Here is a 26,083-nt window from a genome sequence, read left to right as displayed (position 1 = left end):
ACAAACCGCACTACTTTGCAAAATTTCACTGCTCAAGCGCAAAACTCGACGCGTTTAAAAGCCCTACAGCACATCGATTTGCAAACCCGAATACTTTGAGTGCTGAGAACCCAGATCAGCGCTTGTAGGGCTTGCTATGCAATCTGCGCGAGTTATCCACAGAGCGTGTGAGTTATCCAAGAAAAATCACGAAAAACATAGCTTTTAGTAGATTTCAAAGTCTGAGCGTTGAAATCATTGGAGAAAAAAACCGCCAAAAAGTTATCCACAGTCAGTTCATTTCGCCCTGCTCCAACCCCAGAAACCCGCCACTCTGGACGGACTCAGGTTGTCCAGATAAATATATGAAAACACAATGCAATTAACGCAAACACATGATTTAGGAGATACGAAATGGCACAAGCAAAAACACTCTCAGCAACTGATATCGATCAGGTGCTCAACTACATCAATACACGTAAATACGCAGCGCGTAACCGTTCAATGATGCTGCTCACGCACTGGGCAGGATTACGCATTGGAGAAGTTGCATGCTTGCGTTGGAGTGATGTAACAAACAGTGACGGACAAGTAAAAGATGAGATCCGCTTGCTGCCCGACATGACGAAAGGCCGTCATGCACGTACTGTGTTCGTAAGTGCAAAGCTCAAAGCAGAGTTGCAAGCCTACGCTGATCAAGCAAAGTGCATAGAGCGCAGCTACCCATTCTTTGCAAGCCAAAAAAGTGTTAAAGCTGGATTTAGTGCAAACAGTTTGTCTCAAACATTTGCCCTGCTTTACGAAGGTGCCGGGCTTGAAGGCGCAAGCAGCCACAGTGGACGCAGAACGTTCCTCACAAACCTTGCTAACAAAGGCACAGCAATTCACTTGCTCAAAACGCTTGCTGGTCACCGCAGCATCCAAACCACTGCCACTTACTTGTACAGCAGTCCCAGCCAATTGCGAGCTGTTGTCGAATTGGTTTAACTGCTTAGCTTCTCGGCGCAGACTCAGCTCGTAGCTCAGGCATGTGAGCCAAAGTCATCAGTTCCACAACTTTGGCTAGGTCGGCACTTAACAATCCATCATAAAGATCTGGATGCAATCCGAAAATCTAACGGTCTTTGTCGTTAAAGATGTAGGCAAATGAACTTGTTATTTCGCCTATTGAATAGATCGGTGTCTTTGCAAGACATGACATTTCAGTAAACTTTTACCGAGATGATGCTTTCTAGATGCATCCCCGTTGATAGTTGCTTTACCCAGTAACAATGTCACATCTTGACAAATAACTTTATTTTCCAAATTGAAAATTAGATTCTTTCAATAATCAAAGCGATACCTTGCCCCACACCAATGCACATAGTGCAAAGGGCATAACGCCCACCCGTGGTGTGCAATCGGTTGAGTGCAGTGGTCACCAAACGAGCGCCTGATGCACCCAATGGGTGCCCCAGCGCAATCGCACCACCCCAAGCGTTCACTCGTGAGTCATCGTCTTTGAGGCCCAGCATACGCAAGACAGCTAAGCCTTGTGCAGCAAAAGCTTCATTTAGCTCAATAACGTCAATTTGATCGAGCGTGAGTCCTGTCTGTAAGAGCACTTTTTCGGTAGCCGGTGCTGGTCCGATTCCCATAACACGCGGAGCCACACCCGCTGTCGCCATACCCACAACGCGAGCTTTGGGCGTAAGACCGTATTGCTTGACACTGCTTTCGTTAGCCAACAACAAGGCGCAGGCACCGTCATTTACGCCACTGGCATTGCCTGCAGTCACGCTGCCATCGGGTCGCACCACACCTTTGAGCTTAGTCAACGACTCTAGGCTGGTTTCGCGTGGGTGTTCGTCTTGGCTCACCACCACAGCATCGCCTTTTTTCTGCGGAATAGTCACAGCACAAATTTCACGTGCAAAATGACCAGCTTGAATAGCGGCCAATGCATTGCGCTGGCTGCGCAAGGCCATTTGGTCCTGCGCTTCGCGCTCGATCTTGTAATCGACCGCGACGTTCTCAGCAGTTTCAGGCATGCTGTCTACGCCGTATTGCGCTTTCATGAGCTTATTCACAAAGCGCCAACCAATCGTCGTGTCGTACACCGCGTTGTTGCGGCTGAACGCGCTCTCGGCTTTGGGCATGACAAAGGGTGCACGGCTCATGCTCTCGACACCGCCAGCAATCATCAAGGAAGCTTCACCAGATTTGATGGCTCGTGCGGCTGTGCCCACGGCATCCAAACCGGAACCGCACAAACGATTGACGGTGCCGCCGGGTACTTCCATAGGTAAGCCCGCCAACAACGCAGACATACGAGCCACGTTACGGTTGTCCTCACCCGCTTGATTGGCACACCCATAAAACACATCGGACACTTTGGACCAGTCAACCGTTGAATTGCGCTCCATCAGCGCCTTAATAGGCACAGCGCCTAAATCATCAGCACGTACGCTGCTCAATGCGCCACCATAACGTCCAAAGGGGGTACGAATTGCATCGCAAATATAGGCTTCAGTCATATCAGTTCTCTTAAAAATTTTTTCTTCAACAATTCAGTCGTGGTTTTGTTCATCAGGCGTGAACTGAGAGACCGATGAGTCGTTCAAGCCCTTCCATGCTTAAACCATCGACTTTATCGATCAGCTTCAAACCTCCACTTGTGCATTCCAACGTTGCCAGATCAGAGTAAATGCGCTTGACGCAGCCCAATCCCGTGAGGGGATATGTGCACTCTTTAACAACCTTGCTCTCGCCTTTTTTAGTGAGTAGGTCCATCATGACCCAAGTCTGTTTGGCTCCAACCGCTAAATCCATTGCACCACCCACTGCCGGAATTGCACCTACTTCACCAGTGCTCCAATTGGCAAGATCACCAGTCGCAGACACTTGAAATGCACCCAAAACACTGATGTCGAGATGACCACCACGCATCATGGCAAAGCTGTCTGCATGATGGAAATAAGAACCTCCGGCTAACAATGTCACAGGCTGCTTACCAGCGTTGATCAAGTCGTAATCTTCCTCTCCAGCCAACGGCGCTTGCCCCATCCCCAGGATCCCGTTTTCACTGTGCAGGACAACCTCTATACCCTCTGGCAAGTAGTTCGCAACCAGCGTTGGTTGACCTATACCAAGATTTACATATGCGCCATCGAAAATATCCTGCGCAACTCGTTGAGCAAGCTCTTGCTTTGTTCGTTTTGTGTAATTACTCATGCAGGTTCTCCTTATGCAGTTTGCTTAAAGCCGCCAGCTTGTGTAGCTACGCGCTCAATCTTGACGATTCGAGAAACAAAGATTCCAGGAGTCACGATCGATTCGGGATTCATCTTTCCGAGTTCAACCACGTCGTGAACAGTTGCAATAGTGCATTTGGCTGCTGTCGCCATGACGGGACCGAAGTTGCGCGCAGCTTTACGGAACGTCAGATTACCCCAACGGTCGCCAGTTTCAGCTTTGATCAGAGCAACATCCCCGTAAATTGGATACTCAAGAACGTAGTCTTTGTCATTGATACGACGCGTCTCTTTTGGTGTTCCATCTGTATTCAATGCCAGCTCTGTTCCGAAGCCAGTTGGCGTGTAGAAAGCACCAACACCAGCGCCAGCAGCACGAAGTCGTTCAGCCAAGTTTCCTTGCGGCACAAGCTCTAGTTCAATCTTCCCACCTCGAAACAGCTCATCAAAGACGAATGAATCTGCTTGTCGCGGAAAACTACAAATAATTTTTCGCACGCGTCCCGCTTTTAACAAGGCTGCCAGTCCGGTGTCTCCATTGCCAGCGTTGTTGTTCACCACGGTCAGTTCGCGAGCTCCGTGTTCAATCAACCCATCGATGAGTTCATTTGGAATTCCTGCAGTTCCAAATCCACCGATAAGAACTGTCGACCCGTCTTTGATTCCGGACAAAGCGTCGGGAATACTTTTGCATATTTTGTTGATCATTTTTTTATAAAATTCTTGAATTCAAATAGGCTGAGAAATAAACTTATAGACTGTTTAGAAAGTCACTCACAGCACGTTGGAATTTTTCGGGTTGCTCAAGTGGGCTGAGATGGGAGGCATGCTCAAAAATCTCTAGCTGCGAACCTGTAATTTCATGATGTATCGCCTCTGCCATCATTGGCGTTGCCCCCATATCTAACGCCCCAGCAAGAACCAAGGTGGGGCTCTTGATCAATTTCAAATCATTCAACCAATTGACATTTGCAACTGCTTGGCAATTTGCAACATATGCTTTTGCATCATTAGACAAAATCTGAGCTCGAAGTGCATCTGTGACTTGGGGGTTAGTTGCTCGAAAATCTTCAGACAAATACCGCTGTGAAATCAGGTCGACGACAGCTGATATTCCGCGCTGCTCCACAGTAGCGATACGCTCCCTCCAAGCAGCTTGCGCTGCAGGTGCATAATTCGCGACGGTGTGAGCCAATACAAGTCCACGCACCAAAGTAGGATGACGAATCGCCAATCCTTGCGCAACCATACCGCCTTGCGAAAGACCTACGAAGACGACAGGCCCACGCTTCCACTCGTTGACGAGTGTTGCTGCGTCTTCCACCAAGAGGCCTAAATCAATTGGCCGCACGCCAAGCTTAGATCGACCCTGCCCACGATGGTCATAGGCCAATATTGGACGTTGTCCTTTTTGGGCATCTATCCAGCCCGACCACATTGAATGATCAAGACCTAAGGCATGGCTCACGACAACTGGAAATCCTGGCCCATCTGAAAGTTGAACTGAGTAAATATCAGACATTCATTCTCTTTCAGTCAGGCTGAATATTTTTTTCGCGAATGAGCTTTTCCCATTTCGCACTTTCAGCAACCAAACTAGAGGCAAATGCTTCTGGTGTAGTGCCAATCGCTTCCGCACCTAATACGGAGAAGCGCGCTTTGACTTCAGTACGGCCCATCACCTCGATCAACGCCGCATTCATGAATTTCACAATGTCGGGCGGCGTTGCTGCTGGCATGAAAACACCAAACCACGGCGAAAGCACGTAGCTTGGAACGCCAGCCTCTGCAATGGTTGGCACTTCTGGCATCGCGGTTGAACGCTTTGAAGTGGTGACGCCTAACGCGTTCAACTTGCCAGCTTGTACATAGGGACGCGCTGATGAAACGCTGTCGAACATCATGTCCACTTGTCCGCCCAGCAAATCAGAAACAGCAGGGCCACTACCTCGATAAGGGATATGCTGAATGTCCAGACCGGTCATGGATGTGAACAACTCACCAGCTAGATGGATCGAAGTTCCGTTACCAGCCGATGCATAGGTCAGCTTTCCGGGCCTTGCCCGAACTTCAGCAATCAAATCACGCAGATTTTTTGCTTTCACCTTCGTTGGATTGACCACCAGCATGTTGGGTACAACAGCCAGCATCGACACTGGCGCAAAGTCTTTGATTGGGTCATAGCTCAACTTTGAGTAGAGGTGACGGTTCGTCACCATACCAATGGATGTAATTACCATTGTGTAACCATCGGCAGGTGACTTGGCCACGAAGTCAACACCCAAGTTTCCACCTGCACCCGCTTTGTTTTCGATCACCACAGGTTGGCCAAACTTGCGGGACAGCTGCTCTCCAACAGAACGAGCAATGCTATCCATGGCACCACCAGGTGGGAACGGAACAATCCAACGGATGGGCTTCTCTGGATAGGCCGCATGTACAGGTGAGATTGCCATCCAGCTGTAGGCTGCAATAGCAAGAAATTTCAAGCTGATGTTGTTAATTAGTTTATGAATTTTCATCATGACCTCAAGCAATGGAAGATGGGTGTTGAGCCAGAGGCGTGACATGGATCTCCATGTATGGAAACAGAGGCAACGCCGAAAGAAGCTGATGCAACTCATCGTTTGAACTCACATCAAACACGCTGTAGTTGGCGTATTCACCCACGACACGCCACAAATGGACCCAACGTCCATCACGCTGCAGCTCTTGCGAATACACTTTTTCGCGAGCCTTAATTTCATCCATCTGTTTTTGGTCTGAGCCTGTAGGAATACGAACATCCATGCGCACGAGATACAACATTAATTTCTCCTTGGGTTGATTGGCTGACTTCAGGATGCGTATTGGCGTCCAAGATCAAAATGTGTGGGGTTCAAGCCTTGCTTTGATCGGTCGAAGCGATCGAGCTTTTTCTCATCAATCGTCACGCCGAATCCAGGACCATCTGGAATATGCAAGTCAAAGTCTTTAACAAGCATCGGTTTTTCGACAATGTCATCAACCAGCAATTGCGGGCCGAACAATTCGCAACCATGGTGTTTACCTGTGAGGGTCGAGAAAACATGCGCCGATGCAGCGCTGCCCAGCGATGTCTCTAGCATCGTGCCGCCATACCAATCAATGTCAGCAGCTTCGGCAAGCGCAGCAACTTTGCGTGTCCGAAGCAAACCTCCATGCTTTGCCACCTTTAATGAAAAAACGTGTGATGCGTTTTGTTTTGACAACATGAGCGCATCCTGTGGCGTACAAACGCTCTCATCAGCCATGATGAGCGTGCGCATCTGCATATCAACCAACGAAGCTAAACCTTCGATGTTCGACTTAGCAACAGGCTGTTCAATCAAGTCGACGCCTGCATCCGCCAACTCAGGCACATATCGTCGGGCCGTATTGCCATCCCAAGCTTGATTCACATCCACAGTAAATCGGGCTTTACCAGCCAATTCACGCGCGATGGCACTGACCAGTGCAACATCCTCTTGCGGTGAACGTGCGCCAATTTTGATTTTGAAAATGCGGTGACGTCGCTCTTCTAGCTTTCGGTAAGCTTCTTCTAAATCTTTGGCAACATCACCCGTAGCCAAAGTCCAAGCCAAAGGCAAGCGCTCGTGCAATTTCCCACCCAACAACTGCCAAGCTGGCAAATCATTAGACCGTGCAACTGCATCAATGAGCGCCATCTCAACGGCACTCTTAGCGAAGTAGTTGCCGCGGCAACTCTTGTCCATCCGCTGCAAGATCGATTCAAACCCACCTGCCTCTTGGTTGAGAACCGCTGGCGTCAAATAGGCCTTGACGGCATGCAAGATGCTTTCAGGAGATTCTTCATTCCAAGACGCACCACCAATGGTGGCCGCCTCACCCCACCCCACCGCGCCATCGGACAACTCGATCCGCACAATGCAGTAACTTTGTTGCTGTATGGCGCCAAAGGACAACTTATGAGGCCGGACTGTTGGAATATCGATGATGCGTGGTTGCAGCGAGATGATTTGAGGCATAGCGTCTAGGTCTGTCGTCTGATTAAGATTTATGAGGAGGCGTGTTACCAAGCACGACCTCGAAAGTGCCTTGGTCTTTGTTCATCTTGACCATGTTCTTGGAGTGCTTAGCCCAAGGATCTTTGGCAATTTGTGGGTCACCATTAAAGTACAGCTGAGTAGTCAGGGGCAGATAAACGGGGTGAGTCACTGTTAAGTGGATGTGCGCTGGACGCAAGTAACCTTCAAATTTCTCAAAGTTTTCCAAACCTGGAGGAATACGGTATTTGCCAGGAACAATGGTCTGCAAGATGAACTCACCTTTGTCGTTTGTCCGCGCTTGACCACGCATGTAGTAATTTGCCGGAGCAATGACTTCGTCTGGTGTTTTGATGTCATACATGCCTTCGGCATTCGCTTGCCAAACATCCACAATTGCATTCACAACGGGGGTTTTGCAATCAGGACGCAATACGCGTCCAGTCAGAACAATGTGGCGGCCCTTTTCTTCAGGCTTAACCAGTTGAATGATTGAGGTCGCACTCATTGCTGCATCGGGACGATAAAACGGTCCCAAGATATCGCCTCCAGTGACGGCACATTGCTGTGCGGCATTAGCTGTGCCGACTACTGCCCCAGCCGAAGTTGCAGCGGATGTCATAGCTGTCTTCAAGAACCCACGACGGCTTGGAATTGATTCGCTTTGATTGCTCATTTTTGTTTTCTCACAAATGGGTTAACGGGTGCATTCTTTGAACAAAGGTCAAGTGATTTTTGAATTGAAGACAGAATTCAATACATTGACACAGCAATACTATTTGCCAAAATTAAATTCATCAAATGATTTATTTCTATATAACCGTTCGTCATCATCGAACGTTTAAAAGAGCATTCCGCATTCCGCATTCCGCATTTCATGAATTTGAATCGGAGGGTTCTGTTCAGTTACGCGCTTCAAGCGGACATCTCTGCAAAGTGCGCAAACAACTTTGCATTGCAAAAAACCTTCATGAATGACAAGCCGATTGGCTACATCGACTAAAGGATTCAAAGAAATTACAGAGTTGATTTGCTTCAGAAGAATCACGAGGAAAGCATTCGAAGTATTCGAATAGTAGATATCAACAATTTCATTTGTTATTTCTTAGTTCAAAAGCTATCTTGCATTCGAACAATTCTGAAGCGAGCACATTACTTGTGCTTCAGCCTAAAGCTCTTGTTCACTATGGAAACCTCACACATCGCTCAACTGGAACACACATGCATCAACAGTCAAAAATCGCCTTGATAACCATAATGCTTGCAGCAATCTGTTCAAGCGCCCCTGCACAAACTTACCCAAAAAAACCTGTAACGATCGTCGTACCGTACTCTCCCGGTGGCCCCGTTGACAATTTAAGTCGAGCACTAGGCAATCAACTCAACAAAATTTGGGATCAACCTGTTGTTGTGGTCAACAAAACAGGGGCAAACGAAATTATTGGCGCAGAATTCGTTGCTAAGAGTGCTCCAGATGGGTATACATTGTTCGCAGCTACTGAAGCTGCGTTGACGATGAATCCGCACTTGTATAAAAAGCTTCCCTACAACGCTGAAAAGGACTTCGCTCCTATTTCCCGTCTTATCAGCGTGCCGATGATGTTCTTCGTACCCCAATCATCGAAAGCCAACTCAATGAAAGAGTTCATAAAGATGGCAAAAAACAACCATGACAAGCAGATTAGTTTTGGCTCTTCCGGTGCCGGTGGTATCACTCATTTGCCTATGGCAATGTTTGAAAAACAGGAGGGGCTTGAAATGATTCACGTGCCTTACAAAGGCGCCGCACCCTTGATTCCAGAAATCATTGCAGGACAAGTCGATGCAGCAGTACTTGGAGTGTCAGTAATTGAGCAACATGTTAAATCTGGAAAACTTAAGGCGCTTGCAATTTCATCAGAGACTCGCAGCATAGCTTTACCAGACGTACCAACATTTAGGGAGGCGGGGATAAAAGATATCAATGCAGTATTCAATATCGGTTTGGTAGCTCCAGCAGGTACTCCGCAAGCAATTGTCGAAAAAATTGCTAACGATGTTCGCCAGGTGCTACTTGCACCTAATTTCCGAAAAGAAAATATAGATGCCTATTCGTACGTAGCAGTTGGCTCATCCCCAATGGAGTACAAAAACTTTTTATCAAGAGACTTTAAGGTACAAGCTGAGCGCGTCAAAACTTCTGGCGCCACACTGGACTGATGAATCAATTTCCAATGCATCAGGAGGTAGCTTTTTTTGCATTGGAAGTCTTTGACTTGGATGGAAGAATCTTATGTTTATCTTTTAGCCTACTAACTTTTTTGATTGTCGTGATGGGTGTCTCTTTACCGAATATGGACGGAAATTCGTTGTTCTCTAAGTCCAACCATGGCGGATTCTCGGCATACATTGCCACGACCAGTTCTTTGATGGCAGGGATATACCAAGAATCGTCGTTGAGACGATGACTCAAAATGATCGGAGAAGTCGCACGCTCATCGTCTATGACGCGGTACACCAGATCGGACCTCACGCGAGCCGCTGCAGGAATAATGCACACCCCCATTTCTGATGCCACCAAACCCAGAGCGGCTTGTATCTCACGAACTTCGTGAATTTCACCGAGCTGAATGCCTTGATCGTGAACCAAGCTCAAGACGTGGTCTGCATAACTGGGCCGCGGATCCTTGGGAAAAACGATCAGGTTCTGATTGACCAACTCCTTCAGACTGATCCTGCCACGTGCCTTCGCTAATGGGGAGCTTGGGGGTAAGGCAAGCACCAAACGTTCCTCCCTTAAAACCACGCGAGCAACTGATGTGTCGCCAGTTCTAATTCGCCCGAATCCCAAATCGATACGCCCTGATTTGAGCTCTGCGATCTGATGGACCGAACTCAGGTCGACCAAATGAATGTCTGTTTCGGGGTAGCGCTTGCGAAACATACGAATCAACATAGGAAGGCCGCCGTACAAAGTCGATGCGACGTAGGCAATTGAAATGGATTGGCGTTGATCTTGGCCAACGCGCTTGGCACCCGCTTTCATTTGTTCGACCCGATGAAGCACCTGTAAGGCCTCTTCGTAAAAAACCCGTCCTGCATCGGTCAAGCGCAGGGGTCTGCTGCTGCGCTGAATCAACAGAACTCCGAGCTCCTCCTCAAGCAGCTGAATCTGCCGACTCAGTGGTGGCTGTGCGATGTGCATTTGCTCAGCTGCACGCGTGAAGTTCTTTGTCGTGGCAACCGCTACGAAATAACGTAACTGACGAAGATCCATTAGGGTAATCCATACCTGCGAGATATGGCGTGATGTAAGTTGCTGATTTTTAACACAAAAACTCCTCACTATACGCAAAAGGTATCGCCATACATGAATTTGGTATTGGATGAATTGATGGCACTGCCATTTAATTCACCCCATGCAACGAGCGCCTCACTATCCAACGAAACAAATCACATTGTTTACACAAGCAGGATTTGTTTTGATCAAGGACATAGGCGCAAACCTGCACACCCTACGCCTTGGCAAGTCATCAGAAAGCACGATGGCTGTTAGACGTGATTTTTCAGAACTGTGAAGCTAGCTTCACATCGATCCAAAGTAACCAAGTAAGACCAACCTCTAGGAGATAAGCATGACCGTACAAATTTTCAAAACAAATGAAGTTCAAGATTTTTTAAAGCTGGCAAGTGGCCTGACGCAAAAAGGCGGAAACCCACGCACCAAAACCATCATTCATCGCATTCTGTCTGACCTGTTTAAGGCTATCGAAGACTTGAACATCACATCAGATGAATACTGGGCCGGCGTCGCTTACCTGAATCAGCTTGGCGCACAAAGCGAGGCAGGCTTGCTGTCACCGGGTTTAGGACTGGACCGCTATTTCGACATGCGAATGGACGCGGAAGACGCTGCACTTGGCTTGACCAACGGCACACCACGTGCGATCGAAGGACCTCTTTACGTCGCCGGTGCACCTGTCGCTCATGGCTTCACACGATTAGATGATGGCAGCGATACAGCAGGCAAAACTCTGATCATGCACGGTACTGTGTTCGGTGCAGACGGCAAGCCTGTTTCCAACGCATCGGTTGAAGTCTGGCACGCTAACACCAAGGGGTTCTACTCTCACTTTGACCCCACGGGCGAGCAAAAGGCTTTCAATATGCGCCGCACAATCATGACCGATGCACAGGGACGTTACAAGTTTCAAAGCATCTTGCCAGTGGGTTATGGCTGCCCACCCGACGGTCCGACTCAGGCGCTGCTGAATCAGTTGGGTCGCCATGGCAATCGCCCTGCACACATCCACTTCTTTGTCACAGCAGATGGCCACCGCAAGTTGACCACGCAAATCAACATCGACGGTGACCCATTGGTGAATGATGACTTCGCCTATGCAACCCGAGATGGCTTGGTCCCCCCAGTCATTGAGCACGAGGACGAAGCCAGCATGAAAGAGCATGGCCTGAGTGGTCCGTTCTGTGAAATTAAATTCGACATGACGCTAAGCCCCTTGGTCAATGGCGCTGACAACCAGATCGTCGAGCGCCCTCGCCTAGCAGCCTGATCTTCAACCGAGGTGGTTCCGAATAACTTTCATTTGGCACCACCTGGGCACAACGACAGACGAAAAACCGCAATCTGAGTTGCGGCGGATGCCCCTACCCAAAGGAAACACCCCATGAATACGAACGTATCCGTCGACAAATATGCCGACGTTGAAAACTTATTGAACAGCGCCTTGGAAGACGATCAGGAAAACGGTGTTTTTCGTTGCCGTCGCGATATTTTTACTGACGCGGATCTCTTTGAACTCGAGATGAAACACATCTTTGAAGGCAACTGGATTTACTTGGCGCATGAAAGCCAAATTCCAGAGATCAATGACTACTTCACAACCAATATTGGCCGACAGCCCATCGTCATTACACGTACCAAAGATGGCAGCTTAAACGCTGTGATCAATGCGTGTGCACACAGAGGCGCGATGCTGTGCCGCCGCAAGCACGGCAACAAAGGCAGCTTCACCTGCCCATTTCATGGATGGACATTCGCGAACACGGGCAAGTTACTGAAGGTCAAAGACGAAAAGACCACGGAATACCCCATCCAATTCAACACCAACGGTTCACATGACCTTAAGAAAGTGGCTCGCTTTGAAAGCTACAAAGGCTTCTTGTTTGGCAGCTTGAATGCTGACGTGCAGCCCCTGCAAGAGTTTTTAGGTGAAACGAAAGTCGTGATCGATCAAATCGTTGATCAAGCACCGGAAGGACTGGAAGTTTTGCGTGGTAGCTCAACCTACACCTACGACGGCAATTGGAAGCTGCAAATGGAAAACGGCAGCGATGGTTACCACGTCAGCTCTGTCCATTGGAATTACGCCGCGACGATGGGACGACGCAAAGATGGTGGCACCAAGGCTGTCGATGCAAATGGCTGGAGTAAGAGCGTGGGTGGTGTGTACGGATTCGAAAACGGCCACATCCTGCTGTGGACGAAGACCATGAACCCAGAAGTGCGTCCTGTCTATGACCATCGTGAAGAACTCAAAAATCGCCTTGGAGAGGCCAAGGCTGAGCTGATCGTGAACCAAACACGCAATTTATGCCTGTATCCAAACGTGTATTTGATGGATCAGTTTTCGACACAAATCCGAGTCACAAGACCCATCAGCGTAGATAAGACTGAAGTCACGATTTACTGTTTCGCACCTAAGGGCGAAAGCGCCGAAAGCCGGGCTACCCGTATTCGTCAGTACGAAGACTTTTTCAACGTCTCGGGTATGGGAACAGCAGATGACCTCGAGGAATTTCGCTCTTGTCAAACAGGTTATGCCGCTAAGGCTGCGCCTTGGAATGATTTGAGTCGCGGCGCACCGCTTTGGGTGCATGGCCCAGATGAAAACGCACGAAATATGGGTATGACACCACTGGTCAGTGGGAGTCGAAGTGAAGACGAAGGCCTGTTCGTTTGTCAACACAACTATTGGGCAGAAAGCATGAAAAAAGCGCTGACCAAAGAGCGAGAAGGAGTTAAGTGATGAGCAATAAATTCAGTGATGTTTGCGGATTTTTATTCAAAGAAGCGCGTCATCTAGATGACCGTGAGTGGGATGCTTGGTTGGATATGTATGCGCCAGAAGTTCAATTCTGGATGCCATCTTGGGATGATGACGATCAGTTGACAGAAGATCCACAAAGTGAGATTTCACTGATTTACTACCCAAATCGCAATGGTTTGGAGGATCGGGTGTTTCGCATCAAGACGGAGCGCTCCAGTGCTTCCATGCCCGAACCACGCACCAATCACATGGTCAGCAATGTGGAGATCTTGGCTGACCGTGGTGACTCACTGGACGTCAGATACAACTTCCACACGTTGAGCCACCGCTACAAGATCACAGATCATTTTTTTGGTTCGATCTTTTTAACACTGAAGGTGATAGGCGACGGCAGTTTCCAAATCACGCGCAAAAAGATTGTCTTAAAGAATGACTACATCAACCAAGTCATTGACATCTATCACATCTAAGATAAAAAGGGCTCACAAGATGACCAGCTATCGAATAGCCTTGAACTTCGAGGATGGCGTCACACGCTTCATCGAGTGTGGCGCAGACGAAAAAGTGCTCGACAGTGCTTTCAGAAATCGCATCAATTTGCCTATGGACTGCTCGGATGGTGTGTGTGGTACATGCAAATGCCGAGCAGAAAGTGGCTCGTACGACATGGGCGATGAATACATTGATGAAGCCTTGACACAAGATGAAGCCAATGAGGGTTTGGTTCTGACATGTCAAATGATTCCTAGTTCAGATTGCGTCATCTCGGTGCCCGTGCCCTCCACTGCTTGTAAAACTGGCACGGCCCAGTTCTCCGCAACATTGGCTGAGGTCTCCTCGCTTGGCGATGCTGCCTATGAGTTGGTACTGGGTGCCCCATCGGATGCCCCGGCCTTTTTGCCAGGCCAATACGTCAATATTGGTGTTCCAGGTAGTGTTCAACACCGGTCTTACTCGTTCAGCTCAGCACCGGGTAGCGCTCGCATGACTTTCTTGGTCAAGCAAGTTCCTGGGGGACTGATGAGCGGCTGGCTCAATCGCGCCCAGTCAGGCGAGACGCTTGACATCAAAGGGCCTATGGGCAGCTTTTATCTGCGAACTCCCACTCGACCATTGCTCTTTTTAGCAGGGGGCACTGGGCTTGCGCCGTTTTTGTCAATGCTTGAAGTCCTTGAGAAACAAGCGCACGCTCTGCCGATTCATTTGATCTATGGCGTCACACGTGATCAAGATTTAGTCATGGTCGATCGATTGGCGAATTTTGCTGAACGCCTACCCAACTTCACCTTCACCACCTGCGTGGCTGACCCGCAAACAAGCCATAAGAAACAAGGATTTGTCACGCAATACATGTCGCCAGATATCTTGCATGACGGGGATGTCGATGTGTATTTGTGCGGTCCGCCCCCTATGGTGGATGCCGTGCAAAAACATTTCAAAGACATCGCCTTGAGTCCCGTGAGTTTTCATTATGAGAAGTTCACACCCAATACGACTACCACTATTTCGGAGTAACCCATATGAACAAAGAATTTGCAGGCAAAGTCATGCTCATCACAGGCGCTGCGCAAGGCATAGGCCAGCGTGTTGCTGAGCTTGCAGCAGCGCAAGGCGCACGCTTAGCGCTTGTTGACAGATCGCCATTCGTTCAAGAAGTACGCGAGCAGCTGTCCGCCATCACCGAGGTCATTGCCATTGAAGCAGACCTTGAGCAATTTGAGGGCGCAGAACAAGCGGCAGAGAGAACTCATAAGGCGTTTGGTCGCATCGATATTTTGGTGAACAACGTCGGCGGAACCATCTGGACCAAGCCATTTGAGCACTATGACCCCAAAGAGATCGAAGCCGAAGTACGACGCTCGCTATTTCCTACGCTGTGGAGCTGCCGTGCAGTCTTGCCTTACATGCTGAAGAAAAAAAAGGGCGCCATTGTGAACGTGTCCTCAATCGCGACACGCAGCGTCAACCGCGTTCCGTACGGCTCAGCGAAGGGTGGCGTCAACGCATTGACTGCATGCTTGGCATTCGAAAACGGTGAGCGTGGTATTCGCGTCAACGCGATAGCACCTGGTGGCACAGAAGCACCCCCACGTCGCATTCCACGCAACACGTCAAATCTGGGTCGCAAAGATAAAGCTTGGTACCAAGAAATTGTCGATCAAACCATTTCTAGCACCTTGATGAAGCGCTACGGCACGCTCGACGAGCAAGCCGAGGCCATTTTATTTTTGGCTTCAGACCGCTCGTCCTACATCACTGGCACGGTCCTACCTGTCGGTGGTGGCGACCAAGGTTGATGCATTTCATCCGTGCGAATAACCAATTGACACCACCATTCCAATTTTCGTTGATAAAAAAGCCGTCACTGATCGGCACATCCTAGGAGACAAAACTCATGAATATTTCACAACTCTCACGCCGCGCCGTGATCGCGACTGCCGTCACGCTCACTATGCCATTGGCAATGGCACAGACCCCGCAAAAACTCAAGATCGGCCTCATGTTGCCCGCTACTGGCACGTTTGCCGCATTGGGCACTGCCATTGAAAATGGATTCAGACTACACCTCGCTGAACAGGGAGGAAAGCTCGGTGGACGAGAAGTGGAATTTTTCAAAGTCGACGATGAGTCCGATCCATCTAAAGCGATTGATAACGTCAACAAACTGATCAAACGAGACAACGTGGACGTTTTAATAGGTAGCGTGCACTCAGGCGTTGCAATGGCAATGGCTCGCGTCGCAAAGGGCACTGGCACATTGATGATCAATCCCAACGGCGGCGCGGATGCAGTCACAGGCTCAATGTGTGCAGTGAACATTTTCCGCAGCAGCTTCAGCAATTGGCAGCCAGGTTTCGCGATTGGTCAAGCGATGGCGGCTAAAGGTCATAAAACCGCAGCCACCATCACTTGGAAGTACGCCGCCGGTGACGAGATGGCCAGAGGTTTTAAAGAAGGCTTTGAAAAATCTGGGGGTAAGGTCACCAAAGAACTATCGCTCCCATTCCCTAACGTTGAATTTCAGTCGTTGTTAACTGAAATTGCATCCGCAAAACCTGATGCTGTTTTCTCGTTCTTTGCTGGCGGCGGTGCCGTGAAGTTTGTCAAAGACTATGACGGTGCTGGATTGAAGAAAAGTATCCCGCTCTTTGGCACTGGCTTTCTGACTGATGGCACATTGGAAGCTCAAGGTGCATCTGCAGAAGGTGTGTTGACATCGCTGCATTACGCGGACAACTTAAACACCCCACGTGACAATGCTTTCCGTCTGGCCTATGCGAAGACCTTCAAAATGCAACCCGATGTTTATGCCGTCCAAGGTTACGACGCTGCGCAAATGTTGGGCATCGGTTTGGCTGCAGTCAAAGGTGACGCAAAAAATACAGCAGGCTTTGCCGCTGCATTGACCAAAGCCACCATCGATAGTCCGCGCGGCAAATTCACAATATCCAAGGCACACAACCCCATTCAGGACATGTACTTGCGCCAAGTTTCTGGCAAGGAAAACAAGGTGATTGGCGTTGCTAGCAAGGCGCTTGAAGACCCTGCAACTGGTTGCCGCATCTAATTTCGGCCTTTCGTCATACACCAGTCCTTCCCAACTCTGGAAAGGACGCAACGCATCACCTATATGGATCTCACAAACTTTCTCATTCAGTGTCTGAATGCGGTGCAGTACGGCTTATTGCTGTTTCTGGTCGCCTCAGGTTTGACACTCATCTTTGGCATCATGGGCGTGATCAACCTGGCGCACGGTAGCTTTTACATGATTGGTGCTTATATGGCCTACGCGTTGACACCTATCGTGAGTGGCACCTTTGGGGGGGGATTCTTTGCAGTCCTATTTGTTGGCTTGGTGCTGTCCGTTCTGTTGGGTTATTTTTTGGAATGGGCGTTTTATAGCTACCTTTACGACCGTGAACATTTACAGCAAGTGTTGATGACATACGGTCTGATTCTCGTATTTGAGGAACTTCGTAGTCTACTGGTAGGTGACGATGTGCATGGTGTTCAGGTTCCGGACCTCTTAGCGGGCTCACTGCAACTGGGCGAGGTCATGACTTATCCCATTTATCGCTTATTCGTTTCAGCCGTCTGCTTAGGGCTGGCATTGGCGATGTTTTTTGTTTTCACTCGAACCCGTCTGGGCATGATGATTCGCGCGGGTGCCAGTAACCGTGAGATGGTGCAATCGCTAGGTATTGACATTCAGTTTTTATACCGAGTGGTGTTCGCTGCAGGTGTGGCAATTGCAGCGTTAGCCGGCATGGTGGCAGCACCAGTGTCCTCGGTGTATCCGGGCATGGGCAACCAAGTGTTGATCATCTGCTTTGTCGTGGTGGTGATTGGCGGTATTGGATCTATCAAAGGTGCACTGGCTGCGGCACTGATGATCGGCGTGGTCGATACCTTCGGCAAGGTTCTCTTGCCTCAAGCGTCAGGCGTATTGATTTATCTCTTGATGGCTGGAATCCTGCTGTGGAAACCAAATGGTCTTTTTAAAGTGGGAGGATGAGATGACTGACAAAAAAAATACAAAACTCACTTTTGTCGTGCTGTTTTTTTTATCGCTTGCATGCTTTCCATGGTTAAGCGGGAATTTCGGCATTGATCTGATGAGCAAGATCATGATCTACGCCATCTTGGCACTGAGCCTTGAGTTGATCGTGGGAGGAGCTGGTTTGGTGTGTTTTGGCCAAGCCGCTTTCTTTGGAATTGGAGCATACATGGCGGTTCGCGCGTCTTCAGACACCGAAGCCGCATCGCTGGTGTGGCTGTTGCCGGCAGCTGTCCTAGCTGCAGGAGTCTATGCCTTTGTGGTTGGCTCCCTGTCGTTACGAACCAAGGGGGCGTATTTCATCATGGTGACGTTGGCGTTTGCCCAGATGGCCTACTTTGTAGTGCATGACACACCACTGGGCGGCGGATCGGATGGCATTTATCTCAACATCAAGCCCGTCTTGGGTGACCTCATCCATCTTGACTCTCCAACGTCGATGTATTTCTTTACCTTGGCTTGTCTCTTTCTAGTCTTTGTATTTTTAGCGGTACTTTTGCGCTCTCGATTCGGTAGAGCATTGGCGGGTATCCGGGTCAATGAGCAACGCATGCTCGCCACTGGTTTTTCTACCTACAACTACAAGTTGGCAGCGTTCACCCTATCTGGCGCAATCGCAGGTTTGGCTGGCTTTTTGTTCGCAGTGAAAGACGGTTTTGTGAACCCCGAGATGATGAGCTGGCACTTATCAGGTGCGGTCTTGGTGATGATTATTCTGGGTGGCCTTGGCCATCTGCGTGGCGCACTTGTTGGTGCCTTTGCATTTGCGCTGTTGCAAGAATTTTTCAAATCAGAGTCTGTGTTTGGTGAGTTTGCCAAGCACTGGCATTTAGGACTTGGTCTGACCATCATTGCAACAGTCGCACTTTTACCCAATGGGCTGGTCAGTCTTCCAGGCCAACTAAAAACCCGTTTGATTGGGTTGCAGTCAGATGATTCAGAGTTGAGTGATCTGACCATCTCGAAAGGTAAATCATGAAGTCATCGGAAGTTTTGCTACGCGGTAGCAACATCACGCGTCGTTGGGGTGGTCTGATTGCAGTCAACGATGTCTCCATTGAGTTAACACGTGGCACTGTGCATGCCGTTATCGGCACAAACGGTGCAGGAAAGTCAACGCTGATCAATATGCTGTCTGGGGAGATTCCAGCCTCCAGCGGTTCAGTGCATTTGATGGGGCAAGATGTGACGCAGTGGACGCAAGCGCGTCGTGCCCGTGCGGGCCTAGGTCGTAGCTACCAGAGAAATACGATCTACCCAACGTTCACGGTTTTCGAAAACTGCCGATTGGCTGCCCAAGCCCAATCACAAAAACCTTGGCTTTGGTGGCAATCAGCCAATGCGTGTCCGGTGACCCAGGCTGCAGCACACGATGCCGCTAGCCGTGCAGGTTTAGAACACATGCTCGATCGTCAAGCCAACATGCTGTCGCATGGTCAAAAGCGTCAACTTGAAATCGCAATGTGCTTAGCGACTCAACCACAAGTGCTGCTGCTCGATGAGCCACTTGCGGGCATGGGCGCAGAAGAGACCGACCGAATGCTCAAGCTACTCGATACCCTGCGTGCTGAGCACGCCATTTTGTTGGTAGAGCACGACATGGATGCGGTGTTTCGCATTGCCAATGTCATCACGGTGATGGTCAACGGCGTCAAGATCGCTTCAGGTGATGCAGCCTTTATTCGTCAGAGCCCTGAAGTTCGCAACGCTTACCTTGGGGAAGGACACTGACATGACAACCAACGACTATTTGATCGACGCTAAAGGCTTGCATGCCTGGTATGGGTCAAGCCATGTGCTGCATGGCATTGATATCAAGATTCAGCGCAGTCAGACCATGGGCCTGCTTGGGCGAAATGGCATGGGTAAAAGCACACTGATCCGAACGCTGTTGGGTCATCTCACGCAACGCGAGGGATCGATCACACTGTTTGGTGAAGATGCCTCCCGATTCAAACCCCACCAAGTCGCACGTTTGGGCGTTGCCTATGTGCCTGAGGGCCGCGGCATCTTTCCCAATCTGACGGTGCGAGAAAATCTGTTGATGTCTGCGCGCCCCGGAACAGACGGCCGAAAAGATTGGACCTTTGACCGCGTCATGCAAACTTTTCCACGTCTCACAGAGCGGCTAAGCAATATGGGCAACCAGCTCTCAGGCGGCGAGCAACAAATGCTATCCATTGGACGGGCCTTGATGACGCACCCTGACTTGATTGTTCTGGATGAAGCCACTGAAGGCTTAGCGCCCTTGATCGTGAATGAAATTTGGAACGTGATTGCCAACATCCGCGACAGTGGCATTGCGACGCTCATTGTTGACCGCGACTACCGTCGTGTGTTGGCTCACAGCGATCAAGCAATCGTGCTGCAAAAAGGTTTAGTGGCACTTGCAGGACCGTCTAGCCAAGTGGCAGTTGACGATACCTTACCCAAATTACTTGGCGTTTAAAAGTTCTAGTGAATCAAGACGTCGCTTGCCATCATGTGGTGTCTTGATGATCTGGTGGGGCACGACTAATGCCCACTCAATATTTCTTTTGTAGCCGTGCGTAAATAGCCGCACAAAGGTGACTCACTGCGGGACCTGAGTGACACCCAGCCAAACTTTGCCGTTGCATTCAATTCAGGCGACATCTTGAGGGCCACTAAGTCTGGTCCTAAAGATCGAACAGCGACCAAGATGGCATCTGTCGATCGCACAACATCTAGCAAACTTGAAATTTCATCGCAACGCACATTGACTAAAACATCAGGATGCGCATCTGCGCCATAACGATCCACAAGGATGCGAGCGACCTCATCGCTCAGGGGCGTCGAGGCAATTGGATATTCCTTGAGCATTGCCAACGTGACTTGACGCGCTTTGCTCAAAGGATGGTCTTTGCGACACATGAATGCACCTGGCAGTTCGCACAAACTTTCCACCTCCAGGTCGCTGGACGGATTCAAGGACCGAATGTCCAGCACCAGCGCATCGAGCTGCCGATCACGCAAAGCCTGAACCAACAGAGTTGTATGACCCCTTGCAATTTCTAGATGGGCTTTTGGGAACTCACTGGCAACATACCTTAACAAAGGCGCCGTTAGCAGCGCGCCAGGACCAGACCCCAAACCGACTCTGACCTTACCCGTTTGACCACTGAGCAACTGATTGCTGCTTTGCTTCAAGTTGGTAGCACGGTCAACTAAGTCGCGTGCCTGCGCATAGAAGTACTGCCCAAATGCAGTGAGTTCAATTTTTCGCCCCACACGGTCAAAGAGTTGATGACCAAACTCGTCCTCTATGGACTTGATGCTTCGACTCAACGCAGGCTGACTCAAGTGCAATTTGACAGCAGACTTGCTGAACGAAGCTGTGTTGGCTAGTTCTAAAAAATGTCGCAATTGCACCAAAGTCATAGCCCCTCCAATCAATGCATTTAAATTATGGATTCATTAATTATTATGCATTGGACATACAAAGCATCACTTCTTACGATTCACTCATATCAACAAGGAGACAACCCATGACATTCCATCGCCGTACAACTCTGAATCTACTCACAGTGCTATGCAGCCTGTTTGTTGCAGCATCAGCCCAAGCAGATGCTTACCCAAGCAAACCCGTCACACTGTTAGTGCCCTACCCAGCAGGCGGCTTGTCTGATGTGATTGCACGCACGGTCAACAACACACTGTCCAAAAATCTGGGACAAACCGTGATCGTGGACAACTTGGGAGGTGCCAGTGGCTCCATCGCTGCACAAAAAGTGTTGAACGCACCGGCCGATGGTCAAATCATTTTTCAAGGCTCGCCTAACGAGTTGATCTTGGCACCTTTGGCCATTTCTGCCGTGAAGTTCAAGAGTGAGGATTTCCGTCTGGTGCAAATGATTGCCACGGCACAAATTGCATTTTTAGCACGCAAAGATTTGCCTGTGAACTCTATCGACGAGTTTTTGGTCTACGCTAAAAAAGAAGCACAAGCAGGCCGCCCTATTACCTACGCCAGCGTCGGGCCTGGCAGTTTTTATCACCTGCTGGGTGAGCACTTGTCCAAAGTGACAAACATTCCCATGACGCATGTGCCCTACAAAGGCGCGGCACCTGCAAACCAAGATTTGATGGGCAGCCAAGTCGATATCTTCTTGGCCCCCTTTGGCAAGGCTTATGAGGAGTTGCAAAAGCAAGGCAAGCTCAAAGTGCTCGCCATGCTCAACAGCGAGCGCTTGGAGTCGGTCAAAGACTACCCCGCGATCAGCGAAAGCAAGTCACTCAAGAATTTCACCTTCAACATATGGACAGGCTACTTTGTGAAAAAAGACACGCCTGAACCTGTGGTTCAAGTCATTCACAAAGCGATCACTGATTCGCTGTCAGATCCTGCCGTCAGAAGTGGTCTGGCAGCCAATAGTCAATTGGTTGCCAAGCCTTTGTCCTTGAAGGCTGTGGATAAAGCCTATGTGGATGGCACGGCACAGTTCCGCGCTATCGCGAAATCGATCGACTTGCAGCCCCAGTGATATGACCTACTTGCGTGATGCACTGACCGAACGAGTGGGTGAATTCATCCAGCTGCGCCGCGATATCCACCGCCACCCCGAATTGGCATTTGAAGAGCACCGCACGTCTGACTTGGTCGCTGCCAAGCTAGAGGGCTGGGGCTATGCTGTTCACCGTGGTTTGGGTGGCACAGGTGTGGTGGGCACATTGACGCGAGGGCAAGGCCGCCGCTTAGGACTGCGCGCGGACATGGATGCGCTGCCCATTCAAGAAGCCACAGGCGCTGAATGGTCGAGTGTGAAACCCGGCGTGATGCATGCGTGTGGCCACGATGGCCACACGGCCATGCTCTTAGCTGCTGCCAAATCCATTGCGCAGGATGTGTCATTCACCGGCACCTTGAATTTGATTTTTCAACCAGCCGAAGAAGGCGGCGGCGGCGCGGTGCGCATGATCGAAGACGGCTTGTTTGAGCAACATCCGTGCGATGCCGTTTTTGCCATGCACAACATGCCAGGCACACCCGTGGGACACTTTGTGTTTCGTGACGGTGCGGCCATGGCCTCGAGTGACTATGTGACCATCCGTGTGCACGGCACAGGTGGTCATGGGGCCATGCCCCACCGCGCGGCAGATCCCTTGGTGGCGGCATCGTCCATCGTCATGGCGCTGCAAACCATCGTGTCTCGCAACGTCGACCCCCTCGACACTGCCGTCGTCACGGTGGGCGCATTGCATGCAGGTCAAGCCAACAACGTCATACCTGCCCTAGCCACCTTAGAGCTCAGTGTGCGATCCCTCAACCCAAACGTGCGACGTTTGTTAGAGCAACGCATCAAAGCCTTGGTGGCGGCGCAAGCCGAGAGTTTTGGCGTAACGGCCGACATCGATTGGCGCCCCGGCTACTGTGTGCTGCTGAACTCAAAGGCTGAAACAGACTTTGCACGACAAGTGGCGCTTGATTTAGTGGGTGCCGAATGCGTGACCTTGCAAGGCCCAGCCTTGACAGGCAGCGAAGACTTTGCGTTCATGCTTGAAAAAATACCGGGTAGCTATTTGCTCATTGGTAACGGTGATGCAGAATCTGCTGGTGCATGCATGGTGCACAACCCAGGCTACGATTTCAATGACGACAACATTGCCACTGGCGCTGCTTATTGGGTCGCGTTGGTAGAAAGATTTCTGGCACACTAATTTGTAATTTTTCATTCGACCTTGTGTCGACATGTCATCGGGAGAGACTGCCAACGCCCAAGCGTGCTGGGCAGCGCCGAAGGAGCAACCGCCCCGGAAACTCTCAGGCAAACGGACCGGTGACATGACCCAACTCTGAAGAGCCGCTGACGAATTCGTCCGTCAGTGCACCGAAGGAGCAAGCGATGGCCGTCACATGCCACCGTGAATCTCTCAGGTCCAAAAACAGAGGGGGCGCTTTGCGTGTGCGTATTTGCATGCCAAAGCTCAACCCTTGACGTTTTTGAAAGCACCTTCATTATGAAAACAATCGCAGTCATCGGCGGCGGCATCACGGGCGTCACAACAGCCTATGCCTTGGCCAAACGCGGCTTTGCCGTGACCTTGTTTGAACGCCATCGCTATGCTGCGATGGAAACCTCGTTCGCCAACGGCGGGCAACTGTCTGCATCCAACGCAGAAGTTTGGACGCATTGGTCCACCATCCTTAAAGGCCTCAAGTGGATGCTCAAAAGTGATGCGCCGCTGCTGGTCAACCCAGCTCCTACTTGGCACAAACTCTCTTGGTTTGCAGAGTTCATTGCTGCCATGCCTCACTATGAGCGCAACACCGTCGAGACAGCTCGCTTAGCAGTCGCAGCTCGCAAACACTTGTTCGCTTGGGCGCAAGAAGAAGGCATTGATTTCGACCTGAAGAAGGAAGGCATCCTGCACATCTACCGTGACAAAAAGGGGTTCGACCACGCGGGAAAAGTATCCGTCATGCTGGCCAAAGGTGGCCTTCCGCGCCATGCCGTGACCCCAGCTGAAATGAAAGCCATCGAGCCAACCTTGGCAGGCACCTACTACGGTGGCTACTTCACGGAAAGCGATTCCACAGGTGACATTCATAAGTTCACCAACGGACTCGCAGCTGCGGCAGCACGACTGGGTGTGAAAACGCTATACGGACAAGATGTGACATCAGTTCAAAGCAATGGCCAACAAGCCGTCATCACGGTGGCACAAGAGCAGGCCTCCCCCTGTGTTCATACTTTTGACAGCGTGATTGTCTGCGCAGGCGTTGCTAGCCGCGACTTTGCAGCACAGCTGGGCGATCGCGTGAACATTTACCCCGTCAAGGGCTACTCCATCACGGTCAACTTGAACGACGAAGAAAGTCAATTGGGCGCCCCCACCGTGAGCTTGCTGGATGACGAAACCAAGTTGGTTACCAGCCGCTTAGGTCTCAACCGCTTCCGCGTGGCGGGCACTGCCGAATTCAATGGCGTAGACCGAGACATTCGTGCAGACCGTATTCGCCCCTTGGTTGAATGGGTAGAACAATGCTTTCCACGCATTAATACCCGCTCAGTGGTGCCATGGGCCGGTTTGCGACCTATGATGCCTAACATGATGCCGCGCGTGGGCCAAGGTAAAGATGCAAATGTTTTCTACAACACAGGACACGGACACTTAGGGTGGACACTCTCAGCTGTTACCGCAGAAATCGTGGCTGATACAGTTGTTAAAACTGCTGAAGCCAACAAATCTAAAAAAATTGCAGCATCGCAATTACAAACTGTAGTTTTAACGAACAACTAACTTTGAGAGCTAATCTTTCGGCTAAAAGTGGCGTTACAAGTTGTAACGCCACCTTGCATTCAATTAGCGAAACCTACTAATCAGCATTTCACTAAACCGTCTCGCTGCTGGACTTCGTGAAGTACCCTTACGCCAAAGAATGCCCGCGTGACGAATGATTGATGGGTGAGTCAAAGCAATCATCTTAAGTTCAGTCGCCTGTAAGGCTGCACGCTCAGGCACGATTGCCGCAAGATTTCCAAAAAGACAAACACCTAAAAGCGCTTCGACTGATTCCATCTGGACTGAAACGGTCGGCTTGATTCCAGCTTTTCTAAGACATATGTCGATAAGTCCACGAGTCGCAAAGCTCCGCGGAAGAAGTGCCAGTGGCACACCTGCAAGTTGACGCAGGGATACGGATCGGCGATCAGCAAGTGGATGATTTTTTCCAACTACCAAAACCATTCGTTCATCAAAGAGTGGCTCCACTTCAATGTCAGCATGTTTTGAAGGATGAAATCCAATACCCATATCAAGATCACCACGAACTAGCAAGTCCTCAATCGGGCCTGCACGTAAGTCTTTAACTTCGATAGTCAATTGAGGGTGCGCTTTGGTAAATGCTGCGACTGTGGCGGGAACAACTGTATTTAAAAAAGTTGGGAAAACACCAATGGTGAGTTTTCCAAATTGCAACTCACTCAAGCCAGCCAAAGCCATGCGCCCTGCTTCAATCTCTTTGAGAGTTCGACTGGCATAGCCACGAAATTCCACACCAGCTTGCGACAACCTCAAGCCACGCCCAAGGCGATCAAACAAGCTCACACCCAGCTCTTCTTCGAGTTGACGCAAGCCATGAGATAGGGTGGATTGCGTGACAAAAAGATTCTCAGCTGACTGCGTCAAATGCTCTGTCTCAGCAATGTCTAGAAAGTAGCGAAGTTGACGAATTTCCATTTCTTAATTTTACGTCAATCATCGAAAACGTCGAACGTTATA

General features: G+C 49.9%; 27 protein-coding genes and 1 riboswitch. Of the genes, 15 read left to right on the top strand and 12 right to left on the bottom strand.

Translation table 11 applies throughout. The features are described from left to right. Positions 1 to 393 precede the first annotated feature (393 nt). The gene (locus RMR24_RS04220) at positions 394 to 966 is read left to right on the top strand and encodes a site-specific integrase (RefSeq protein ID WP_310613836.1); all 573 of its coding nucleotides are present in this window, start codon (positions 394 to 396) and stop codon (positions 964 to 966) included. Between the two features lie 326 nt (positions 967 to 1,292). On the opposite strand, the gene pcaF is transcribed toward RMR24_RS04220, so the two are convergent. From pcaF to RMR24_RS04180, 8 genes are all read right to left on the bottom strand, one after another. Continuing rightward, the gene (gene pcaF, locus RMR24_RS04215; protein WP_310613835.1) at positions 1,293 to 2,495 is read right to left on the bottom strand and encodes a 3-oxoadipyl-CoA thiolase; all 1,203 of its coding nucleotides are present in this window, start codon (positions 2,493 to 2,495) and stop codon (positions 1,293 to 1,295) included. Between the two features lie 52 nt (positions 2,496 to 2,547). Next, the gene (locus RMR24_RS04210; protein ID WP_310613834.1) at positions 2,548 to 3,192 is read right to left on the bottom strand and encodes a 3-oxoacid CoA-transferase subunit B; all 645 of its coding nucleotides are present in this window, start codon (positions 3,190 to 3,192) and stop codon (positions 2,548 to 2,550) included. A gap of 11 nt (positions 3,193 to 3,203) precedes the next feature. Next, entirely contained in the window at positions 3,204 to 3,920 is a 717-nt protein-coding gene (locus tag RMR24_RS04205) for a 3-oxoacid CoA-transferase subunit A (protein ID WP_310613833.1), read from the bottom strand. A 43-nt stretch (positions 3,921 to 3,963) separates the two neighbouring features. Beyond that, positions 3,964 to 4,734, bottom strand: coding sequence for an alpha/beta hydrolase (locus tag RMR24_RS04200; RefSeq protein WP_310613832.1), 771 nt, complete (start codon positions 4,732 to 4,734; stop codon positions 3,964 to 3,966). A 10-nt stretch (positions 4,735 to 4,744) separates the two neighbouring features. Beyond that, positions 4,745 to 5,668, bottom strand: a complete 924-nt coding sequence (locus RMR24_RS04195) for a tripartite tricarboxylate transporter substrate binding protein (RefSeq protein WP_310613898.1) — start codon at positions 5,666 to 5,668, stop codon at positions 4,745 to 4,747. 73 nt (positions 5,669 to 5,741) lie between these two features. Beyond that, complete coding sequence (catC, locus tag RMR24_RS04190; protein ID WP_310613831.1) at positions 5,742 to 6,020, bottom strand: muconolactone Delta-isomerase; 279 nt, start codon at positions 6,018 to 6,020, stop codon at positions 5,742 to 5,744. Between the two features lie 29 nt (positions 6,021 to 6,049). After that, entirely contained in the window at positions 6,050 to 7,219 is a 1,170-nt protein-coding gene (locus RMR24_RS04185; protein ID WP_310613830.1) for a muconate cycloisomerase family protein, read from the bottom strand. 22 nt (positions 7,220 to 7,241) lie between these two features. Then, entirely contained in the window at positions 7,242 to 7,913 is a 672-nt protein-coding gene (locus RMR24_RS04180; RefSeq protein ID WP_310613829.1) for a twin-arginine translocation pathway signal protein, read from the bottom strand. A gap of 545 nt (positions 7,914 to 8,458) precedes the next feature. On the opposite strand from RMR24_RS04180, the gene RMR24_RS04175 reads away from it, so the two are divergent. Beyond that, complete coding sequence (locus RMR24_RS04175) at positions 8,459 to 9,436, top strand: tripartite tricarboxylate transporter substrate binding protein (protein ID WP_310613828.1); 978 nt, start codon at positions 8,459 to 8,461, stop codon at positions 9,434 to 9,436. 19 nt (positions 9,437 to 9,455) lie between these two features. On the opposite strand, the gene RMR24_RS04170 is transcribed toward RMR24_RS04175, so the two are convergent. Beyond that, positions 9,456 to 10,493, bottom strand: coding sequence for a LysR family transcriptional regulator (locus RMR24_RS04170; RefSeq protein WP_310613827.1), 1,038 nt, complete (start codon positions 10,491 to 10,493; stop codon positions 9,456 to 9,458). A 358-nt stretch (positions 10,494 to 10,851) separates the two neighbouring features. Between RMR24_RS04170 and catA the strand changes: the two genes are divergently transcribed. From catA to RMR24_RS04120, 10 genes are all read left to right on the top strand, one after another. Then, on the top strand, positions 10,852 to 11,787 hold the full coding sequence (gene catA, locus RMR24_RS04165; protein ID WP_310613826.1) for a catechol 1,2-dioxygenase: 936 nt from the start codon (positions 10,852 to 10,854) through the stop codon (positions 11,785 to 11,787). A 114-nt stretch (positions 11,788 to 11,901) separates the two neighbouring features. Next, complete coding sequence (locus RMR24_RS04160; RefSeq protein ID WP_310613825.1) at positions 11,902 to 13,263, top strand: Rieske 2Fe-2S domain-containing protein; 1,362 nt, start codon at positions 11,902 to 11,904, stop codon at positions 13,261 to 13,263. Then, positions 13,263 to 13,754: a benzoate 1,2-dioxygenase small subunit gene (gene benB, locus RMR24_RS04155; protein ID WP_310613824.1), complete on the top strand. Its 492-nt coding sequence runs from the start codon at positions 13,263 to 13,265 to the stop codon at positions 13,752 to 13,754. Before RMR24_RS04160 ends, benB begins: the two co-directional genes overlap by 1 nt. 19 nt (positions 13,755 to 13,773) lie before the next feature. Further along, positions 13,774 to 14,799: a benzoate 1,2-dioxygenase electron transfer component BenC gene (gene benC / locus RMR24_RS04150; RefSeq protein ID WP_310613897.1), complete on the top strand. Its 1,026-nt coding sequence runs from the start codon at positions 13,774 to 13,776 to the stop codon at positions 14,797 to 14,799. A gap of 5 nt (positions 14,800 to 14,804) precedes the next feature. Further along, positions 14,805 to 15,581, top strand: coding sequence for a benzoate diol dehydrogenase BenD (gene benD, locus RMR24_RS04145; protein ID WP_310613823.1), 777 nt, complete (start codon positions 14,805 to 14,807; stop codon positions 15,579 to 15,581). Positions 15,582 to 15,679: 98 nt separating this feature from the next. Next, entirely contained in the window at positions 15,680 to 16,852 is a 1,173-nt protein-coding gene (locus RMR24_RS04140) for an ABC transporter substrate-binding protein (protein WP_405023306.1), read from the top strand. Between the two features lie 63 nt (positions 16,853 to 16,915). Further along, entirely contained in the window at positions 16,916 to 17,800 is an 885-nt protein-coding gene (locus RMR24_RS04135) for a branched-chain amino acid ABC transporter permease (RefSeq protein ID WP_310613822.1), read from the top strand. Between the two features lies 1 nt (position 17,801). Further along, a complete protein-coding gene (locus RMR24_RS04130) occupies positions 17,802 to 18,821 on the top strand; it encodes a branched-chain amino acid ABC transporter permease (RefSeq protein WP_310613821.1) in 1,020 nt (339 codons plus the stop codon). Next, complete coding sequence (locus tag RMR24_RS04125) at positions 18,818 to 19,573, top strand: ABC transporter ATP-binding protein (protein WP_310613820.1); 756 nt, start codon at positions 18,818 to 18,820, stop codon at positions 19,571 to 19,573. Before RMR24_RS04130 ends, RMR24_RS04125 begins: the two co-directional genes overlap by 4 nt. Position 19,574: 1 nt before the next feature. Then, on the top strand, positions 19,575 to 20,291 hold the full coding sequence (locus RMR24_RS04120) for an ABC transporter ATP-binding protein (RefSeq protein ID WP_281888286.1): 717 nt from the start codon (positions 19,575 to 19,577) through the stop codon (positions 20,289 to 20,291). A gap of 65 nt (positions 20,292 to 20,356) precedes the next feature. On the opposite strand, the gene RMR24_RS04115 is transcribed toward RMR24_RS04120, so the two are convergent. Further along, complete coding sequence (locus RMR24_RS04115) at positions 20,357 to 21,241, bottom strand: LysR family transcriptional regulator (RefSeq protein ID WP_310613819.1); 885 nt, start codon at positions 21,239 to 21,241, stop codon at positions 20,357 to 20,359. 107 nt (positions 21,242 to 21,348) lie between these two features. Between RMR24_RS04115 and RMR24_RS04110 the strand changes: the two genes are divergently transcribed. Both RMR24_RS04110 and RMR24_RS04105 read left to right on the top strand, forming a co-directional pair. After that, on the top strand, positions 21,349 to 22,344 hold the full coding sequence (locus RMR24_RS04110; protein ID WP_310613818.1) for a tripartite tricarboxylate transporter substrate binding protein: 996 nt from the start codon (positions 21,349 to 21,351) through the stop codon (positions 22,342 to 22,344). Between the two features lies 1 nt (position 22,345). Then, complete coding sequence (locus RMR24_RS04105; protein WP_310613817.1) at positions 22,346 to 23,518, top strand: M20 aminoacylase family protein; 1,173 nt, start codon at positions 22,346 to 22,348, stop codon at positions 23,516 to 23,518. Positions 23,519 to 23,546: 28 nt separating this feature from the next. Continuing rightward, positions 23,547 to 23,647, top strand: a riboswitch (glycine riboswitch). On the opposite strand, the gene RMR24_RS04100 is transcribed toward RMR24_RS04105, so the two are convergent. Further along, positions 23,622 to 23,777 carry a hypothetical protein gene (locus tag RMR24_RS04100; protein WP_310613816.1) on the bottom strand — a complete coding sequence of 52 codons (156 nt, stop codon included), beginning with the start codon at positions 23,775 to 23,777 and terminating at the stop codon, positions 23,622 to 23,624. Its footprint overlaps the riboswitch before it by 26 nt. 41 nt (positions 23,778 to 23,818) lie before the next feature. Between RMR24_RS04100 and RMR24_RS04095 the strand changes: the two genes are divergently transcribed. After that, positions 23,819 to 25,102 carry a D-amino acid dehydrogenase gene (locus tag RMR24_RS04095; RefSeq protein ID WP_310613815.1) on the top strand — a complete coding sequence of 428 codons (1,284 nt, stop codon included), beginning with the start codon at positions 23,819 to 23,821 and terminating at the stop codon, positions 25,100 to 25,102. Positions 25,103 to 25,165: 63 nt separating this feature from the next. Here the strand turns inward: RMR24_RS04095 and RMR24_RS04090 are convergent, their stop codons facing one another. Then, positions 25,166 to 26,041, bottom strand: coding sequence for a LysR substrate-binding domain-containing protein (locus RMR24_RS04090; protein ID WP_310613814.1), 876 nt, complete (start codon positions 26,039 to 26,041; stop codon positions 25,166 to 25,168). Positions 26,042 to 26,083: the final 42 nt, after the last annotated feature.

This window comes from Limnohabitans sp. (assembly GCF_031539105.1).
In the GTDB taxonomy this organism is placed as follows: Bacteria; Pseudomonadota; Gammaproteobacteria; order Burkholderiales; family Burkholderiaceae_C; genus Limnohabitans.
The sequence above is the reverse complement of the archived record's forward strand: the minus strand, read 5'-3'. Positions and strand labels throughout refer to the sequence as shown.

Bases quoted from the DNA above. Each gene is read 5' to 3' on its own strand.
- RMR24_RS04090 (WP_310613814.1), bottom strand. From the start codon at position 26,041: ATGGAAATTCGTCAACTTCGCTACTTTCTAGACATTGCTGAGACAGAG.
- benD (WP_310613823.1), top strand. From the start codon at position 14,805: ATGAACAAAGAATTTGCAGGCAAAGTCATGCTCATCACAGGCGCTGCG.
- RMR24_RS04135 (WP_310613822.1), top strand. From the start codon at position 16,916: ATGGATCTCACAAACTTTCTCATTCAGTGTCTGAATGCGGTGCAGTAC.
- RMR24_RS04140 (WP_405023306.1), top strand. From the start codon at position 15,680: ATGAATATTTCACAACTCTCACGCCGCGCCGTGATCGCGACTGCCGTC.
- catC (WP_310613831.1), bottom strand. From the start codon at position 6,020: ATGTTGTATCTCGTGCGCATGGATGTTCGTATTCCTACAGGCTCAGAC.
- RMR24_RS04120 (WP_281888286.1), top strand. From the start codon at position 19,575: ATGACAACCAACGACTATTTGATCGACGCTAAAGGCTTGCATGCCTGG.
- RMR24_RS04205 (WP_310613833.1), bottom strand. From the start codon at position 3,920: ATGATCAACAAAATATGCAAAAGTATTCCCGACGCTTTGTCCGGAATC.
- RMR24_RS04130 (WP_310613821.1), top strand. From the start codon at position 17,802: ATGACTGACAAAAAAAATACAAAACTCACTTTTGTCGTGCTGTTTTTT.
- RMR24_RS04100 (WP_310613816.1), bottom strand. From the start codon at position 23,777: ATGCAAATACGCACACGCAAAGCGCCCCCTCTGTTTTTGGACCTGAGA.
- benB (WP_310613824.1), top strand. From the start codon at position 13,263: ATGAGCAATAAATTCAGTGATGTTTGCGGATTTTTATTCAAAGAAGCG.
- RMR24_RS04115 (WP_310613819.1), bottom strand. From the start codon at position 21,241: ATGACTTTGGTGCAATTGCGACATTTTTTAGAACTAGCCAACACAGCT.
- RMR24_RS04095 (WP_310613815.1), top strand. From the start codon at position 23,819: ATGAAAACAATCGCAGTCATCGGCGGCGGCATCACGGGCGTCACAACA.
- RMR24_RS04195 (WP_310613898.1), bottom strand. From the start codon at position 5,668: ATGGCAATCTCACCTGTACATGCGGCCTATCCAGAGAAGCCCATCCGT.
- RMR24_RS04125 (WP_310613820.1), top strand. From the start codon at position 18,818: ATGAAGTCATCGGAAGTTTTGCTACGCGGTAGCAACATCACGCGTCGT.
- RMR24_RS04210 (WP_310613834.1), bottom strand. From the start codon at position 3,192: ATGAGTAATTACACAAAACGAACAAAGCAAGAGCTTGCTCAACGAGTT.
- RMR24_RS04180 (WP_310613829.1), bottom strand. From the start codon at position 7,913: ATGAGCAATCAAAGCGAATCAATTCCAAGCCGTCGTGGGTTCTTGAAG.
- RMR24_RS04175 (WP_310613828.1), top strand. From the start codon at position 8,459: ATGCATCAACAGTCAAAAATCGCCTTGATAACCATAATGCTTGCAGCA.
- RMR24_RS04110 (WP_310613818.1), top strand. From the start codon at position 21,349: ATGACATTCCATCGCCGTACAACTCTGAATCTACTCACAGTGCTATGC.
- RMR24_RS04200 (WP_310613832.1), bottom strand. From the start codon at position 4,734: ATGTCTGATATTTACTCAGTTCAACTTTCAGATGGGCCAGGATTTCCA.
- RMR24_RS04160 (WP_310613825.1), top strand. From the start codon at position 11,902: ATGAATACGAACGTATCCGTCGACAAATATGCCGACGTTGAAAACTTA.
- RMR24_RS04220 (WP_310613836.1), top strand. From the start codon at position 394: ATGGCACAAGCAAAAACACTCTCAGCAACTGATATCGATCAGGTGCTC.
- RMR24_RS04105 (WP_310613817.1), top strand. From the start codon at position 22,346: ATGACCTACTTGCGTGATGCACTGACCGAACGAGTGGGTGAATTCATC.
- catA (WP_310613826.1), top strand. From the start codon at position 10,852: ATGACCGTACAAATTTTCAAAACAAATGAAGTTCAAGATTTTTTAAAG.
- RMR24_RS04170 (WP_310613827.1), bottom strand. From the start codon at position 10,493: ATGGATCTTCGTCAGTTACGTTATTTCGTAGCGGTTGCCACGACAAAG.
- pcaF (WP_310613835.1), bottom strand. From the start codon at position 2,495: ATGACTGAAGCCTATATTTGCGATGCAATTCGTACCCCCTTTGGACGT.
- benC (WP_310613897.1), top strand. From the start codon at position 13,774: ATGACCAGCTATCGAATAGCCTTGAACTTCGAGGATGGCGTCACACGC.
- RMR24_RS04185 (WP_310613830.1), bottom strand. From the start codon at position 7,219: ATGCCTCAAATCATCTCGCTGCAACCACGCATCATCGATATTCCAACA.